Below are 16,153 nucleotides of genomic sequence, written 5' to 3'. Positions count from 1 at the left end.
CATGGAGCGCGAGTTCGATCGGTCATCGGCGCTTGAGCAGCTTGCTTCGGGCAAACCCGCGCTGGTCTGGCGCACCTTTGTGGCTGACACGCAAACGCCGGTAGGCGCCGCGCTCAAGCTGTTCGAGGACGGTCGCGGCGATTTCTTGCTGGAGTCGGTTGAAGGCGGCGAAACGCGCGGGCGCTACAGCCTGATCGGCCTCGATCCCGATCTGGTGTTCCGCGCCTCTGGAACCGCAAGCGAGATCAACCGGCGCTGGCAGCATGACTGCGATGCGTTCACCCCGCTGGACGGCGATGGGCTGACGGAACTGCGCGCGCTGGTGGAAAGCTGCCATTGCGACGTGCCCGCCGCACTGCCACGCGCGCTCGCCTGCGTGGTCGGCTATTTCGGGTACGAGACGATCGGCCTGGTCGAGAAACTGCCGCGCGCGCCGCAAAGCCCTCTCGAACTGCCGGACATGCTGTTCGTCCGTCCATCGGTGGTGCTGATATTCGATCGCTTGTCTGATGAGCTGTTCTGCGTGGCCCCGGTATGGTCCGCAGGCCGCGGTGCTGCCGAAGCGATCGATCTGGCCGCCGAACGCATCGACGAAACCCTGCGCCGCCTTGCATCGCCTGCACCCGCCCCGGCGCAAACCATCGCTCTGCCCGTTCCCGTGCAGACGCCGGTAGTTGCACCGCAGGACTACGAAGCGATGGTCCTGCGCGCCAAATCCTACATCGAGGCGGGCGACATTTTTCAGGTGGTGCTGGCCCAGCGCTTCACCTGCGATTTCCCGCTGCCGCCGATCGCACTGTATCGTGCGTTGCGGCGCGTGAACCCCTCACCCTTCCTGTATTTCCTTGATCTGCCGGGCTTTGCGCTGATCGGCTCCAGCCCGGAAATCCTTGTGCGGGTGCGTGATGGCGAGGTCACCATCCGCCCCATCGCCGGCACCCGCCCGCGCGGCAAGACCGCAGCCGAGGACAAAGCCAACGAGCTCAGCCTCCTGGCCGATCCCAAGGAGCGCGCCGAACACCTGATGCTGCTGGATCTTGGCCGCAACGACGTGGGCCGCGTGGCTGCCGCCGGCACCGTGACGGTAACGGACAGCTACACGGTGGAGCGCTACAGCCACGTCATGCACATCGTGTCGAACGTGGTGGGCACGCTGGACACCGCACGCGGCGATGCGATCGACGCGGTGCTGGCAGGCTTTCCGGCGGGTACCGTTTCCGGCGCACCCAAAGTGCGCGCCTGCGAGGTGATCGCGGAACTGGAGCCGGAAACGCGCGGTCCTTACGCGGGCGGCGTAGGGTATTTCGCGCCGGACGGATCGGTGGACAGCTGCATCGTCCTGCGCACCGGGCTGCTCAAGGACGGCGTGCTGCATGTGCAGGCGGGCGCGGGCATCGTGGCGGATAGCGATCCTGCCTATGAGCAGCGCGAGTGCGAAGCCAAGAGCGGCGCGCTTTTCGCCGCCGCGCGCGAAGCGTTGCGGGTGGCGGCGGAGTCGACATTCGGGCAATGACGAGTGGTTTTGCGCCACCGGCGTTCAAGATCGGTCTTGTCGCCGCCGTCGGTGCCTTGCTGGTTGCGGCCTGTTCGTCCGACGCGGTGCCCAAAACCGCCGCGCCGCCGCCGCCCGCCTGCGAAGGCGCGCGGTTCGAGGGCGTGAGCTTTACCCACTGCACCGCGATCCCCGGACGCCATACCATCCATACCGTGTTGGGGCCTAACAAAGGCAAACCTTATCGCAGCATGTCGCAACTGGCGCTTGATCGCCCGGCTAGAAGCCGCAAGGTGGCCTTCGCCATCAACGGCGGCATGTTCGACCCGGCGGGATATCCCATCGGCTACTACGTGGAGGAGGGGAAGAAGCGCCACCCGCTTAACACCCAAACCGGCTGGGGCAATTTCCACCTGATGCCGAACGGGGTGTTCTATGGCGATGCGGCTGGAAACTGGCATGTCGCCACCACGCAGGACTTTGCCAAAGGTGTTACGAACCGTCCCGATTTCGGCACGCAATCCGGACCGATGCTGGTCATCGGCGGCAAACTGCACCCGCAGATCGACGCTAACGGCGCCTCGCTCAAGCTACGCAACGGCGTTGGCGTCGATGCCAAAGGGCACGCGCACTTCGTGATTTCGGACGAGCCGGTATCCTTCGGCAAGCTCGCGCGGTATTTTCGCGATGTGCTGAATTGCCCCGATGCGCTGTTTCTTGATGGCAGTGTGTCCTCCTTGTGGGACCCGGAACATGGCCGTGTGGACGGTGGGCCACCGCTCGGCCCCTTGATCGTGGTCGAGAAAAGCGCAAAGGCAGGCGGATGATCCTCGTCATCGACAATTACGACAGCTTTACCTGGAACCTGGTCCACTACGTCATGGAACTGGGCGCTGCAGTCAAAGTCGTGCGCAACGATGCGCTTACCGCTGCGCAAGCCATCGCCAGCGGGGCCAGCGGCCTGCTGATTTCGCCAGGCCCGTGCACCCCGAACGAGGCCGGGATCAGCCTTGATCTTGTCGCGGCGGCAGCGGACGCGAAAATCCCGCTACTGGGCGTATGTCTGGGGCATCAGGCGATCGGCCAGCATTTCGGCGGCAAAGTGGTACGCGGCGGCCTGATGCACGGCAAGACCTCCCCGGTCAGCCACGATGGCAGCGGCGTGTTCGCAGGCCTCCCCTCGCCTTTCACGGCCACGCGGTATCACTCGCTGATCGTCACCGAGATTCCCGAGGTACTTACGGTGAACGCGCATTCGGACGATGGCCATGTCATGGGCTTTCGCCACGCCAGCCTGCCGATCCACGGGGTGCAGTTTCACCCCGAAAGCATCGCCACCCAGCACGGCCACGCCATGCTGGCGAATTTCCTGAAGGTTTGCGGCGTAAACGCGCATCTGCCGGAACGCCTTGGCGCATGACGCTGCCCGACCCGCTGCATCCCATCGCGGAGGCTGACGCGCAGGCGGCGTTCGGCGCGATCCTGGATGGCGACATACCCGAGCCCGAGATCGCGACGTTTCTTGTCGCACTCGCCGAACGCGGCGAAACCGCCAGCGAAATCGCCGGCGCTGCCCGCGCCATGCGTGAACGCATGATCAGCGTGAAAGCGCCGGATAACGCCATAGATGTATGCGGCACCGGCGGCGATGGCTTTCACACGCTGAACGTGTCCACCGCCGTCTCGCTCGTCGTGGCGGCAGCCGGCGTACCCGTGGCCAAGCACGGCAACCGCGCCGCAAGCTCCAAGGCCGGCGCTGCCGACACGCTGGAAGCGCTTGGCCTCGATCTGGACCGGGCGGTCGAAACCGCGGAGTCCACGCTGGCGGATATCGGCATCGGATTTCTGTTCGCTGCCCGTCACCATCCCACGATGGGCCGGTTGATGCCGCTGCGCAAATCGCTGGGGCGGCGCACGATCTTCAACCTGATGGGCCCGCTCGCCAATCCGGCGTTGGTCTCCCGCCAGCTGGTCGGCATCGCCCGGCCCGCGTATGTGCCGATTTATGCCGACGCACTGCTGCGCCTTGGCACCGATCATTCGATGGTCGTCTCCGGTGATGAAGGCCTGGACGAGCTGAGCCTGGCCGGCGGCAATGAAGTGGCGGACATTCACGGTTCCGAACTGTCGATGCGCCGCGTATCACCGCAAGATGCCGGCTTGCCCGTCGCTCCGGTTGAAGCCATCCGGGGCGGTGATCCGGCCTACAACGCGCGCGCCTTGTACGACCTGCTGATGGGTGAGCCGGGCAGCTACCGCGACGCCGTGCTGTTCAACGCTGCCGGTGCGCTGCTGATTGCCGGCGAAGTGCAAACCTGGGCCGAGGGCGTGGACGAGGCGGCGGAAACGATCGACAAGGGCCTGGCGAAGTCCCTGCTCGATTGCTGGATCGCGACAACGCGTGCCTGACGGAGATATGATGTCCGACAAACTCACCGAGATCTGCCATACCAAGCGCGAAGAAGTGACCGCGCGCAAAGCACATGCGACGATCAACGATTTGGACGCGCTGGCCGCTGGCTGCTCGCCCCCACGCGGCTTCGAAGCCGCGCTGCGTACTGCGGCTCAGCAAGGCTTCGCGCTGATCGCAGAAATCAAGAAAGCATCGCCCTCCAAAGGCTTGATCCGCGATGATTTTCATCCTGCTGCTCACGCTGTCGCGTACCAAAGCGGCGGCGCGGCCTGCCTATCTATCCTGACGGACGCGCCGTATTTCCAGGGCCATGAGGACTATTTCGTCGCCGCGCGCGCAGCTTGCACCCTGCCCGCGATCCGTAAGGATTTCATCGTCGATCCCTGGCAGGTCGCGGAATCGCGCAGCATCGGCGCTGACGCGATCCTGATCATCGTTGCCGCGCTGGATGATGGCGCGATGGCGGAAATCGAAGCGGCGGCGGTGGAACGCGGCATGGACTGCCTCATCGAAGTTCATGACGAACGCGAAATGGAACGCGCGGCCCGCCTGAAATCACGGCTGATCGGCGTCAACAACCGCGATCTCAAGCGCTTCGTCACCGATATTGACAACACCCGTCGCCTGGCCCCGCTGGCGCCCGATGGGACCTTGCTCGTCAGCGAAAGCGGCATCAACACGCACGCGGATCTGCAGCGCCTGTCTACCGACGGCGTACGGACTTTCCTCGTCGGCGAAAGCCTGATGCGCCAGCCCGATATCGCAGCGGCGACCCGCGCGCTGCTGACCGGCGGTTGAGCTGACAGAAAGGAGCCGTTTTCATGGCCCAATCCCTCACCCACATCGATAGTGACGGCTCGGCCCGGATGATCGATGTCGGCAACAAGGCGCAAACCCAGCGCGTGGCGGTGGCCGCCGGGCGCATCACGATGACGCCTGCCGCGCTGGCCGCAATCAAAGCCGGCGATGCCCCGAAGGGCGATGTTCTGGGCGCCGCCCGCATTGCCGGTATCATGGCCGCCAAGCGTACCGCAGACCTCATCCCGATGTGTCATCCGCTTGCGATTGACGCCTCCAACATCGCCTTCACGCTGGGCGATGACTGGATTCAGGTCGTGGCCACAGCCTCGCTGACCGGTCGGACCGGAGTGGAAATGGAAGCGCTCACGGCAGCGTCCGTAGCCCTGCTCACGATCTACGATATGGCCAAGGCGCTCGACAAGGGCATGGTGATCGCAGACATCCGGCTGGTCGAAAAGCGCGGTGGCAAATCGGGACACTGGGTCGCAGCAGGCTGGGACGGATAATGGGAACATTGTCCGGCAATCCCTTGCTTTCGCTGGAAGATGCCCAGCAGCGGTTGCTTGATCTGACAACCCCGCTACCGATCGAGCATGTGGATATAGACCGCGCGTTCAACCGCTATCTTGCCCAGCCGCTTATCGCTTCACGCACCCAACCCGCCGCCGATTTGTCGGCGATGGATGGCTATGCAGTCCACGCTGACGACCTTCAGGGGCCTTGGCGTGTGGTAGGCGAAAGTGCGGCGGGACATGCCTTTGAAGGCATTTTCGGCATGGGTGAGGCCATCCGCATATCAACCGGCGCGGTACTGCCCGAAGGGGCGGACGCGGTGATCCTGCAGGAAGACCTGGCCCGCAACGGCAATGATCTCGTGCTCACCGGCACGCCGCCCGACCCTGCGGACAAGCACATCAGGCGTCGCGGCATGGATTTCGCGCACGGTACGACGGTGCTGTCCGCAGGCACGCACCTCGGCGCCGCCCAGGTCGGGCTGGGGTTGGCTGCCGGGCATCGTCACATCGCCGTGCGCCGCCGGGCGCGGATCTGCATCATCGATAGCGGCGACGAACTGGCGATCGACCCGCTGGCCTGTGCGCCGCATCAGATCCCCGCCAGTAACGGCATCATGCTCGGCGCGATGGCCCGCACGCTCGATGTGGACGTGCAGCGGCTTGGGCCTGTGCCCGATACGCTGGATAGCCTCCTCGCTGCATTCGACGCAGCCGCTGACGCCGACCTCATCGTAACCAGCGGCGGTGCCTCGGGAGGCGATCATGATCTCGTGCGCCCTGCCCTGGACGTGTGGGGCGCGCAAATCGACTTCTGGCGGATTGCCATCCGGCCCGGCAAACCCCTGCTGGTCGCAACGCGCGATCATCAGGGGCGGCGGCAGGTGGTGATCGGTCTGCCCGGCAATCCGGTATCGGGCTTTGTGACGGGCTACTTTTTCATGCTACCCGCCATTCGCGCTTTGCTGGGCGCGGCAACGCCGCGTCCCGCAAGCCTGCAATCGCGCCTCGCGGCCCCTGTGAAAACCAACGGGAACCGGCGGCAGTTCATACGCGCGTATTGGAACGGCGTAGATGTCGTTCCCCATCCCCAACAGGACAGCGGGGCACTGCTGTCGCTTTCACAAAGCAATGTGCTGATTGATCGTCCAGCGCATGCCCCAGCTGGCGCACCGGGTGACACGGTATCCATCTTCCTGCTCCAAAATGGCGGTATTGCTTGAATGTTGCTTGATTGGTTGCTTGATTGTTCTCTCAATGTTCACTAAAAGAACATCACAAGCCACGCGAAAAGGCAGTGAACAATGTTGACGCGCAAGCAGCACGAATTGCTTCGGTTCATCCAGGCCCGTCTCGAAGACAGCGGTATTTCGCCCAGCTTCGAGGAAATGAAGGATGCGCTGGATCTGAAATCCAAGTCCGGCGTGCATCGCCTAATTTCAGCGCTGGAAGAACGCGGGTTCATCCGCCGACTGCCTAATCGGGCGCGCGCGCTTGAAGTGCTGCGCCAGCCAGATGATGCCGGGCCAACGCGCGTGCCCGCAACTGTCAGCGTGATTGACGCACCGGCGGCTGCGCGCCCCGTCGCGCGAAGCATACCGCCGGCTAACGATGTAATCGAGATTCCGCTGCATGGGCGTATCGCCGCCGGTGTGCCTATCGAAGCGCTTGAAGGACAGTCGATGCTGCCGGTGCCTGCTGCCCTCCTGGGATCGGGCGAACATTATGCTTTGGAGGTGTCGGGGGACTCGATGGTGGAAGCGGGCATTCTCGATGGCGACTTCGCGCTCGTCAAACGCACCAATACCGCCCGCGATGGCGAGATTGTTGTGGCACTCGTGCGCGGTGAAGAAGCGACGCTCAAGTACCTGCGCCGCGAAAATGGCCTTATCCGTCTCGACCCGGCAAATGCGGCGTATGAGCCGCAGATATACGCGGCGGATGACGTGGAAGTCCAAGGAAAGCTGGCCGGGCTCTTGCGTCGCTATCACTAGGTGATCTGGAGGCGCACCTCGCGACGTAAGACGCCCGCTGCAGCCTCTTCGCATATCCTAGACGCGGGTATGCGGAAGCTAGGGTGATGGTTGTTTCGTTAGTTTAATTTACGCAGGCTCGCAGAGGTAAGTGGATTGCGTCGAGCTTCATGCGAAAGCGGCTGCTTTTCTCAGTAGTTGATATGCCTCCACAACATCCTGCAGGCGTGATGCATGTCCATGGTCACCACCGTTTTGATCGGGGTGATACTTACGCAAAAGTCGCGTATAGCGCAGTCGAAGGGATTTACGGTCCACCTCAGCGTCAAGACCCAGCACGGTAAGTGCGCGCTGTTCGCCGGGCGTGAACCGGACATTCGTAGAACTGTTTTGCGCGCGGCGCTCTCGGGCATGGGCGCGGGCGCGGGCCATGATCGCTTCAAGCGGGTCGGCAAATTCCGTCCAGCGCGGTGCGGCGTCCACGGATGCATCAGGGCGGAATGCGCGGGTCTGGGTTTCCCAGCCGTATAAGGGGGACTGGGCGCGCAGAATTTCCTCGGCCTCCATCCCGTCGAAATAATCGTATCCGGCGTTGAAGTCGCGGATGTGGTCGAGGCAGAACCAGCGGTAATCGCCCGGTCCATCGAAGCCGGACGGACGGGCACCCGGCGCGCGAAACTCTCCGGCCTCATCGCATCCGGGCCAGTTGCAGGTGCGTCCTTGCGCTTCGAAGCGGCCATGAAATCTATGTTGTGTCACCCGCTTCAAGATGGGAGAAGGATCGTCTAAATGGAAGTCATGACCGGACCACTCGAACACGAAATGCGGCAATTGCTGACCGCTGCCTTTGCGCCCACGTCGCTGGATGTCATCAACGACTCCGCCACGCACCGTGGTCATAGCGGTGATGACGGCAGCGGCGAATCGCATTTCACCATCGTGATCGAAAGCGATCGCTTCGCCGGCATGGCGCGGCTGCAGCGCCAGCGCCACGTCAACGCCGCGCTTGGCGACATTCCTGGCAAACGCGTCCACGCGCTGGCGATCAAGGCGCGCGCGCCGGGCGAATAGCGTGCAGTGATGACGCCAGCGCCATCACTGCACGACCGTCCATGTTTTATGGCCATCGTGGTTGCCCTTTAGGGCGTGCCAGCCTAAATGCGCGCTCCATGCTCACACCGCTGATCTTTGCCGTGCCCAAGGGGCGCATTCTCGACGAGGCGCTCCCCTTGATGGCGCGCGCTGGGGTCGTACCGGATGCGGAGTTTCACGACAAGAAAAGCCGGGCACTCTCGTTCGCGTGCGAAGGTACGGACATGCGCCTCATCCGGGTGCGCGCGTTCGACGTGGCGACATTCGTGGCGCACGGCGCGGCGCAAGTTGGCATCGTGGGGTCAGACGTGGTAGAGGAATTCGCCTACTCCGACCTCTACGCGCCGGTAGACCTGGATATCGGCCACTGCCGGCTGTCCGTTGCAGAGCCTGCAGGCAAGATCGACGGCGCTCTGCCATCCCACCTTCGGATCGCCAGCAAATATCCCAACCTTACCCGGCGCCACTTCGAAAAGCTGGGCGTTCAGGCCGAAGTCGTGAAGCTGAACGGGGCAATGGAGCTTGCCCCCTCACTTGGCCTTTCCAGCCGTATTGTCGATCTGGTTTCCACCGGTCGTACGCTGCAGGAAAACGGTCTGGTGGAAAGCAGCCGCATTCTGGATGTATCGGCGCGGCTGATCGTGAACCGTGCCGCTCTCAAGACTGACGAGCGGGTGGCGCGGTTGGTCGATGCGTTTCGCGCGCTGGTGTCAGAACGCAAGGCCGCCGCCTGATGCTGCGCCTGTCAAGCGGTGACCCTGGCTTCATGCAGGCCTTTGCGCGTGTCGTTGCAGATCGGCGCGAAAGCGCTGTCGATGTCGCGAAAGACGTCGCCGCAATCCTGCAATCGGTGCGCACCCGCGGCGATGCGGTGCTGGCCGAACTGACCGCTCGTTTCGATAGCCATGATCTGGACAACACCGGCTGGAGCATCGAACTGGGTGAATGCCGCAAGGCATTCGACGCGCTCACTCCCGAACTGCGTAACGCGCTGGAGCTCGCCGCGGATCGTATCCGGGCCTACCACGCGGCGCAGCTGCCCGAAAATCGGGATTATACCGACGCCGTGGGCGTAAGGTTGGGGGCGACATGGACAGCGGTGGATGCCGCCGGCCTGTATGTCCCCGGTGGCCGTGCTGCCTACCCCTCCTCCCTTCTGATGAACGCCATTCCGGCCAAAGTTGCCGGCGTGGAAAGGCTGGTCGTCGTCACGCCTACGCCGAACGGCGACGTCAATCCGCTGGTGCTGGCAGCCGCGCACCTTGCGGGCGTTGACGAAGTATGGCGCGTGGGCGGTGCCCATGCCGTGGCCGCGCTTGCTTATGGCACCCAGCGCATCGCGCCGGTCGATGTGGTCACCGGGCCCGGCAACGCGTGGGTGGCGGAAGCCAAGCGGCAGCTGTTCGGCGTGGTGGGCATCGACATGGTGGCTGGCCCCAGCGAGATTCTGGTCATCGCCGATGCCGCCAACGATCCGCGGCGCATCGCCGCTGACCTGCTCAGTCAGGCCGAGCACGACCCGACTTCGCAATCCATCCTGATCACCGACGACGCGGCGTTTGCCGATGCGGTTGCCGAGGCTGTGGAATGTGAACTGGCTGCGCTGGCCACCGCCGAAACGGCCCGCACCAGCTGGAACGACAACGGTGTCATCATCGACGTTGCGAGCTTCGAGGAGGCCCCGGCCCTGGCTAACGCGCTGGCCGCCGAGCATGTCGAGATCGCCACCGACGATCCCGAAGCATTGATGCGTCGCATCCGCCATGCAGGCTCGGTATTCCTGGGCCGCATGACGCCTGAGGCGGTTGGCGATTATGTGGCCGGACCGAACCACGTCCTGCCCACAGGGCGGCGGGCGCGGTTTTCATCCGGCCTTTCCGTGCTCGACTTCATGAAACGCACCAGTTTCATCCAGCTCGACCAGGCAGCGCTTGAGGCCATTGGCCCTGCCGCGATCGCCCTTGCCGATGCAGAAGGGCTTCCTGCGCATGCGCGCTCCATCTCCGTAAGGCTCGGCCAGTAATGTCAAATTCCAAGCAGAAGCGTGCAGCCGCGCGTCTTGCCGCCGTTCAGGCGCTCTACCAGTTCGACATGGAAGGCACGCCACTGGCTTCCCTGCTTGACGAATTCCACCGCCACCGCCTCGGCATGGAAATCGACGACGCCCAGTTCGCCGAAGCTGAAGTGGCGTTTTTCGACGACGTAGTGAAGGGCACCATTGCCCGGCGTGACGAGATCGATGCGCTGGTGGCGAGCAAGCTGAGCGAAGGCTGGTCCCTGCCCCGTCTGGACAAGACGATGCTGCAGATCTTGCGTGCGGGAACGTACGAATTGCTGGCCCGCGCTGACGTGCCCACCGGCGCTGCGATCAGCGAATATCTTGACGTCTGCCACGCCTTTTTCGACGCACGTGAGGCCAAGTTCCTTAACGGCGTGCTGGATTCGGTGGCGAAAACGGTCCGCTGAGGGCATGGTGGGGGGGATGAGCGGCGAACACGCTTTCATCCACGCCCTGAGGGCGATTGCTACAAACCCCGCCGCGCGCGGGCTTGACGATGATGCGGCGGTGCTGACGATTGGCGGCGAAAGGCTGGTGATCACGCTCGATACCATCGTGGAAGGCGTGCATTACCTGCCAGACGATGCTCCTGCAGACGTAGCGTGGAAGCTGGTGGCCGTGAACGTATCGGACCTTTCCGCCAAGGGCGCAGCGCCGCTGGGGTGCTTGTATTCACATGCACTTGGCCCCGATGGGTGGGACGCGGACTTCCTGACGGGGCTTGACGCGGCATGCCGCCATTTCGGCATTCCCCTGCTGGGCGGGGACACCGTGCGCATGCCGCATGGGGCGCCGCGCAGCTTTTCGCTTACCGCTTTTGGCCAGGGCGCGCCGGACTGCCCGGTGCCGTCCCGCATGGGGTCCAGGGCAGGCGATCAGGTTTGGGCCAGCGGCACCATCGGCGACGCTGGCGCGGGCCTTGCCTCAGCACACGGAACACTTGCCGGGGATGCGGCGGATCTCGCCACACTGGCCACGCGTTACCGCAGGCCGATGCCGGTGCCGCAGTTGGGCATCGCATTGGCGGCTCTGGTCACCGCGATGATGGATGTCTCCGACGGGCTACTGGTGGATGCCCAGCGCATGGCCGAGGCTAGCGCAGTGGGGATCGTCATCGAACTTGCCCGCGTGCCGCTCTCTGGGGCGCTGGTCTCGGTTTGCGGCGATACCCAGGCTACGCGGTTGGCTGCGGTAACTGCCGGCGATGATTACGAATTGCTGTTCACCGCGCCCATCGCGAACGCCGCAAACATTCGCGAAGTGGCTGCACGCTCCGGCCATCCGGTATCCATGATCGGGACGGTGCAGGATGACGGCGGGCTGATCCTGACAGCCGATGGACAAACGATCCCGCTCCCTGAAAGCCTGGGCTACCAACACTAAGTTATTTTGCGTTGCAGCGCAGTCGGATACAGTCAATGACGCAACTGCGAAGCGCCTATCCGAAGTAGGGCGTTCACAACCCCCAATGATACGCTTGCCAGGCACCCCTTCCCTCTATAGCTTTTCTGGTATCGAGCGGGAAAACCCGTCGCAATAACAATAATAATGGGAAGGGGACGTATTCGTGAACTCGATCACGATCGCAATCGCCTTGGGGCTGCTGGCTATCGTCTATGGCGTGGTTACCAGCAGGCAGGTATTGAGTGCGCCGGCGGGCAATGCGCAGATGCAGGAAATCGCTGCCGCCATTCAGGAAGGCGCGCAGGCCTATCTGAAGCGGCAGTATTCCACCATCGCCGTTGTCGGCGTCATCGTTGCCGTGATCCTGGCGTTCACGCTGGGGACCATTTCGGCCATCGGGTTCGTGGCCGGCGCGGTGCTGTCCGGCGTCGCCGGGTTCATCGGCATGAACATATCGGTGCGGGCCAACGTGCGCACGGCGGCAGCGGCGCAAAAGGGGCTGCAGGACGGGCTGACGCTGGCGTTCCGGTCCGGCGCGATCACCGGGATGCTGGTGGCGGGGCTGGCCCTCCTCGCGATCGCGGTGTTTTACTGGTATCTGACAGGGCCCGGCGGGCATACCGTGGGCGGGGCTGACCGGACGGTAGTGGAGGCGCTGACGGCGCTAGCCTTCGGCGCGTCCCTCATCTCAATCTTCGCGCGGCTTGGCGGCGGCATCTTCACCAAGGCGGCGGACGTTGGCGCGGACCTGGTGGGCAAGGTGGAGGCTGGCATTCCCGAGGATGACCCACGCAATCCCGCGGTGATCGCCGACAATGTGGGCGATAACGTCGGCGATTGCGCCGGCATGGCCGCCGACCTGTTCGAGACTTACGTGGTCACGGTAGGCGCCACCATGATCCTCACGGCCCTGCTGCTGAAAGGCGCCGACAACCTGACCGCGATGATGGGCCTGCCGCTGTTGATCGGCGGCGTGTGCATAGTCACCTCCATCATCGGCACCTATTTCGTGCGGCTGGGTAGCGGGACGAACATCATGGGGGCGATGTACAAGGGCTTTCTGGTGACAGCCGTCCTGTCCATCCCGGCGATCTGGTTTGCGGTGCATTACGCGCTGGGCGACATGGATGGCGCAATCGGGCGTGACGGGCTTACCGGGCGCACGTTGTTCTATTGCGCGCTGGTGGGGCTGGCGATCACCGGGCTGATCATCTGGATCACCGAGTATTACACCGGCACCAATTATCGTCCGGTCCGCTCGATCGCCAAAGCCTCCGTGACCGGGCACGGCACCAATGTGATCCAGGGCCTGGCGATCAGTCTGGAGGCGACCGCTCTGCCCACGCTGGTCATCGTTGCCGGCATCGTCATCGCCTACCAGCTCGCCGGGTTGCTGGGGATCGCCTATGCGGCAACTGCCATGCTGGCGCTGGCAGGCATGGTCGTCGCGCTCGATGCCTACGGGCCGGTTACCGACAACGCTGGCGGCATCGCGGAAATGGCCGGGCTGGATGAGGCGGTGCGGCTGAAAACCGATGCACTGGATGCGGTGGGCAACACCACCAAGGCAGTGACCAAGGGCTATGCCATTGGCTCTGCTGGCCTGGCGGCACTGGTGCTGTTTGCCGCCTACACCACCGATCTGCGTGAGTTTTTCCCGGACCTGCAGGTGAACTTCAGTCTGGAAAATCCGTACGTTATCGTCGGCCTGCTGCTCGGCGCCCTGCTGCCTTACCTGTTTGCGGCGATGGGCATGACAGCTGTGGGCCGCGCCGCCGGGGACGTGGTCGTCGACGTGCGCGAGCAGTTCCGCGAGAAGCCGGGCATCATGACGTACGAAGAGAAGCCGGACTATGCCCGCACGGTGGACCTGGTGACCAAGGCCGCGATCAAGGAAATGATCGTGCCTTCACTGCTGCCGGTGCTGGCGCCGATCGCGGTGTATTTCGTCATCACTTTCGTGGCGGGCCGCGAAAACGGGTTCGCGGCGCTGGGTGCGCTGCTGCTGGGGGTGATCGTCAGCGGGCTGTTTGTGGCGCTGTCGATGACATCGGGCGGCGGGGCCTGGGATAACGCCAAAAAGTTCATCGAGGATGGCAATCACGGCGGCAAGGGATCCGAAGCGCACAAGGCGGCCGTAACCGGCGATACCGTGGGCGATCCGTACAAGGATACTGCCGGCCCGGCGGTCAATCCGATGATCAAGATCACCAACATCGTCGCGCTGCTGCTGCTGGCAGTGCTGGCGGCGGGGTAGATTTCGAAGCCTTGCCTTGCCTGTCGTTAGCACTTCTTTGATGGATCGGTTCTACAGATCGCCTACGATCTGCAGACTTATTCATGAACCGGGAAAGCGCTTCTTTTGGCAGGCAAGGCGAACGGCCACTACCGCGCCCCGGCGCATGATGATGCCGGTGAGCTGTCAGCGGCAGCCGCCGGAACGCTGACCTGCGTGCCGTGGCAGGCTATGGCCGCGCAAGTACCGGCATGGGATGCGCTTACCCAGGTTGTGAGCGAGCCCAACCCGTTCTTCGAAAGCTGGTATCTGCTGCCCTCGCTGCGTCATCTTGGCGATGCCTCGATCCATATTCTGCGCTTCGAACAGGATGGGAAGCTGGCCGGGCTGATGCCGATCGTGCGTGCGCGGCGGTATTATCGCTGGCCGGTTCCGCAATTGTCCAGCTGGCTGCATGCGAACTGTTTTTGCGGGGTTCCCTTGGTGACCAGGGGCGCAGAGGCGGCGTTCTGGCGGGCGGCGCTGGCTTGGGGGGACGACCATGCAGGAACAGGCTTGTTCCTGCATCTGCGGGGCATCGTGCTGGACGGTCCGGTCCACGCTGCTTTGCGCGTCGTTGCGAAGGACCAGGGACGGCAGGTGGAACTGGTCCACGCGGAAGAACGCGCGATGCTCGCCTCCGACCTGTCGCCGGACGCGTATCTGGAAGCCTCGCTGAACGGCAAGAAGCGCAAGGAATTGCGGCGTCAGGCCAATCGTCTGGCGGAAGAAGGCGCCGTTGCCTTCACCCGCTCTACCGACGATGCGGACATCGCACCGTGGAGCGAGGCCTTTCTGACGCTGGAAGCGGCGGGCTGGAAAGGCAAGGCTGGCTCTGCGCTGGCGAGCGCGCCGGGCACTGCCGACATGTTTCGCGAAACGCTGGCGGGCGCAGCCGCGCGCGGTCGGCTGGAGCGTCTGACGCTGACGCTGGACGATCGCCCCATCGCCATGCTGGCAACGTTCCTGACGCCGCCCGGCGCCTATTCGTACAAGACCGCGTTCGATGAGAATTTCGCGCGGTTTTCGCCCGGCGTTCTTCTTCAGCGCGAAAACCTCAAGGTGCTGGAGCGGTCGGACATCGCGTGGAGCGATAGCTGCGCCAGCGCCGACCACCCGATGATCGATCATCTGTGGCGCGAGCGCCGGGCCATCGGGCGGCTCTCCGTCGCCATCGGCGGAACGGTGCGTCGCGCTGCTTTCCGCCAGTTCGTTCGCGCCGAAACCAACCGCCATCCCGCCGGATCCCCGCCATGAACGCCCACTCCACGCCCGCCTCGCCCAACGTATTCCCGAATGCTGCCCGGCAGGCTTTTGAACAGGCTTATCCCGAGGTTCCCCACAAGCTTGTCCACGCGCTGGGCGACCATCCGCTGATGACGTTGGACGCGCTGGCAAGCCTGGCGGAATCGCTTCCCGCACAATCGGTGGAATACAATGCCAGCGACCAGCCGCTGGGGGTCGACAAGAAACCTGCCGCAACCGGTATCCCGATCGGCGAGACCATCTGCACCATCGAGACGTCGCGGTCCTGGGCCGTGCTCAAGAACGTGGAGCAGGACCCGGCTTATGCTGCTTTGCTGGCGCAGTTGCTGGAGGAAATCCGCCCGGTGATCGAGCGTAAGACCGGACGCATGATGAAGACGCAGGCGTTCGTGTTCATCACCAGCGCGGGCGGGGTTACGCCCTACCACTTCGATCCCGAGCACAACATCCTGATGCAAGTGCGCGGCAACAAGGTAATGACCCAGTTTCCGGCCGGCGATCCCACTTACGCACCCGATCAGGTCCACGAAACCTACCACACCGGTGGCGGACGCGAGCTGCGCTGGCGCGACGATCTGCTGACGGGTGGCAAAGAGTTCGCGCTGGGCCCCGGCGAGGCGGTCTACGTGCCGGTCATGGCCCCCCATTTCGTGCGCAATGGCACGGCGCCGTCGGTATCGTTCTCGATCACCTGGAGGTCCGAATGGAGCTTTGCCGAAGCGGATGCGCGCGCGTTCAATGGGCTGCTGCGCAAGCTGGGCCTGCATCCCAAAGCGCCCGGACGCTGGCCCGCCACAAACCGCGCCAAGGCGCTGGGCTGGCGCATTGCACGCAAGCTGGGCTTTACGCGCTAGAGACGCCGCCCG

The 16,153-nt window shown here is 63.9% G+C and carries 17 protein-coding genes; 16 read left to right on the top strand and 1 reads right to left on the bottom strand.

Annotated elements, in window-relative coordinates:
* Position 1: 1 nt before the first annotated feature.
* The 8 genes from ASE49_RS17135 (at position 2) to lexA (ending at position 7,212) form a co-directional block, all read left to right on the top strand.
* On the top strand, positions 2–1,513 hold the full coding sequence (locus ASE49_RS17135; protein WP_056775430.1) for an anthranilate synthase component I family protein: 1,512 nt from the start codon (positions 2–4) through the stop codon (positions 1,511–1,513).
* Positions 1,510–2,319 carry a phosphodiester glycosidase family protein gene (locus ASE49_RS17130; protein WP_056775428.1) on the top strand — a complete coding sequence of 270 codons (810 nt, stop codon included), beginning with the start codon at positions 1,510–1,512 and terminating at the stop codon, positions 2,317–2,319. The genes ASE49_RS17135 and ASE49_RS17130 overlap by 4 nt, the downstream gene beginning before the upstream one ends.
* Entirely contained in the window at positions 2,316–2,912 is a 597-nt protein-coding gene (locus ASE49_RS17125) for an anthranilate synthase component II (protein WP_056775415.1), read from the top strand. The genes ASE49_RS17130 and ASE49_RS17125 overlap by 4 nt, the downstream gene beginning before the upstream one ends.
* The gene (trpD, locus tag ASE49_RS17120; RefSeq protein ID WP_056775413.1) at positions 2,909–3,901 is read left to right on the top strand and encodes an anthranilate phosphoribosyltransferase; all 993 of its coding nucleotides are present in this window, start codon (positions 2,909–2,911) and stop codon (positions 3,899–3,901) included. Before ASE49_RS17125 ends, trpD begins: the two co-directional genes overlap by 4 nt.
* A gap of 10 nt (positions 3,902–3,911) precedes the next feature.
* Positions 3,912–4,703: an indole-3-glycerol phosphate synthase TrpC gene (trpC, locus tag ASE49_RS17115; protein WP_056775635.1), complete on the top strand. Its 792-nt coding sequence runs from the start codon at positions 3,912–3,914 to the stop codon at positions 4,701–4,703.
* Between the two features lie 23 nt (positions 4,704–4,726).
* Positions 4,727–5,212 carry a cyclic pyranopterin monophosphate synthase MoaC gene (gene moaC, locus ASE49_RS17110; RefSeq protein ID WP_056775411.1) on the top strand — a complete coding sequence of 162 codons (486 nt, stop codon included), beginning with the start codon at positions 4,727–4,729 and terminating at the stop codon, positions 5,210–5,212.
* Positions 5,212–6,441, top strand: coding sequence for a molybdopterin molybdotransferase MoeA (locus ASE49_RS17105; RefSeq protein WP_235523044.1), 1,230 nt, complete (start codon positions 5,212–5,214; stop codon positions 6,439–6,441). Before moaC ends, ASE49_RS17105 begins: the two co-directional genes overlap by 1 nt.
* An 81-nt stretch (positions 6,442–6,522) precedes the next feature.
* The gene (lexA, locus tag ASE49_RS17100) at positions 6,523–7,212 is read left to right on the top strand and encodes a transcriptional repressor LexA (protein WP_056775410.1); all 690 of its coding nucleotides are present in this window, start codon (positions 6,523–6,525) and stop codon (positions 7,210–7,212) included.
* A 147-nt stretch (positions 7,213–7,359) separates the two neighbouring features.
* Here the strand turns inward: lexA and ASE49_RS17095 are convergent, their stop codons facing one another.
* Positions 7,360–7,950 carry a DnaJ domain-containing protein gene (locus tag ASE49_RS17095; RefSeq protein WP_056775406.1) on the bottom strand — a complete coding sequence of 197 codons (591 nt, stop codon included), beginning with the start codon at positions 7,948–7,950 and terminating at the stop codon, positions 7,360–7,362.
* Positions 7,951–7,989: 39 nt separating this feature from the next.
* Here ASE49_RS17095 and ASE49_RS17090 point away from each other — a divergent pair, with 39 nt between their 5' ends.
* The 8 genes from ASE49_RS17090 to ASE49_RS17055 all read left to right on the top strand — a co-directional run bounded on the left by ASE49_RS17090 (position 7,990) and on the right by ASE49_RS17055 (position 16,141).
* On the top strand, positions 7,990–8,262 hold the full coding sequence (locus ASE49_RS17090) for a BolA family protein (RefSeq protein ID WP_200922084.1): 273 nt from the start codon (positions 7,990–7,992) through the stop codon (positions 8,260–8,262).
* Positions 8,263–8,360: 98 nt separating this feature from the next.
* Positions 8,361–9,017, top strand: a complete 657-nt coding sequence (gene hisG / locus ASE49_RS17085; RefSeq protein WP_056775402.1) for an ATP phosphoribosyltransferase — start codon at positions 8,361–8,363, stop codon at positions 9,015–9,017.
* On the top strand, positions 9,017–10,306 hold the full coding sequence (gene hisD, locus ASE49_RS17080; protein ID WP_056775399.1) for a histidinol dehydrogenase: 1,290 nt from the start codon (positions 9,017–9,019) through the stop codon (positions 10,304–10,306). Before hisG ends, hisD begins: the two co-directional genes overlap by 1 nt.
* The gene (nusB, locus tag ASE49_RS17075; RefSeq protein WP_056775398.1) at positions 10,306–10,749 is read left to right on the top strand and encodes a transcription antitermination factor NusB; all 444 of its coding nucleotides are present in this window, start codon (positions 10,306–10,308) and stop codon (positions 10,747–10,749) included. The genes hisD and nusB overlap by 1 nt, the downstream gene beginning before the upstream one ends.
* A gap of 16 nt (positions 10,750–10,765) precedes the next feature.
* Positions 10,766–11,725 carry a thiamine-phosphate kinase gene (gene thiL, locus ASE49_RS17070; RefSeq protein WP_056775395.1) on the top strand — a complete coding sequence of 320 codons (960 nt, stop codon included), beginning with the start codon at positions 10,766–10,768 and terminating at the stop codon, positions 11,723–11,725.
* A gap of 184 nt (positions 11,726–11,909) precedes the next feature.
* Positions 11,910–14,003: a sodium-translocating pyrophosphatase gene (locus ASE49_RS17065; RefSeq protein WP_056775391.1), complete on the top strand. Its 2,094-nt coding sequence runs from the start codon at positions 11,910–11,912 to the stop codon at positions 14,001–14,003.
* A 210-nt stretch (positions 14,004–14,213) separates the two neighbouring features.
* Positions 14,214–15,278 carry a GNAT family N-acetyltransferase gene (locus ASE49_RS17060; RefSeq protein WP_082456558.1) on the top strand — a complete coding sequence of 355 codons (1,065 nt, stop codon included), beginning with the start codon at positions 14,214–14,216 and terminating at the stop codon, positions 15,276–15,278.
* Positions 15,275–16,141 carry a transcriptional regulator gene (locus ASE49_RS17055; RefSeq protein ID WP_056775389.1) on the top strand — a complete coding sequence of 289 codons (867 nt, stop codon included), beginning with the start codon at positions 15,275–15,277 and terminating at the stop codon, positions 16,139–16,141. Before ASE49_RS17060 ends, ASE49_RS17055 begins: the two co-directional genes overlap by 4 nt.
* Positions 16,142–16,153 lie beyond the last annotated feature (12 nt).

Origin of the sequence: Novosphingobium sp. Leaf2, from assembly GCF_001421325.1 — a bacterium.
Taxonomy (GTDB): domain Bacteria; phylum Pseudomonadota; class Alphaproteobacteria; order Sphingomonadales; family Sphingomonadaceae; genus Novosphingobium.
The sequence above is the reverse complement of the archived record's forward strand: the minus strand, read 5'-3'. Positions and strand labels throughout refer to the sequence as shown.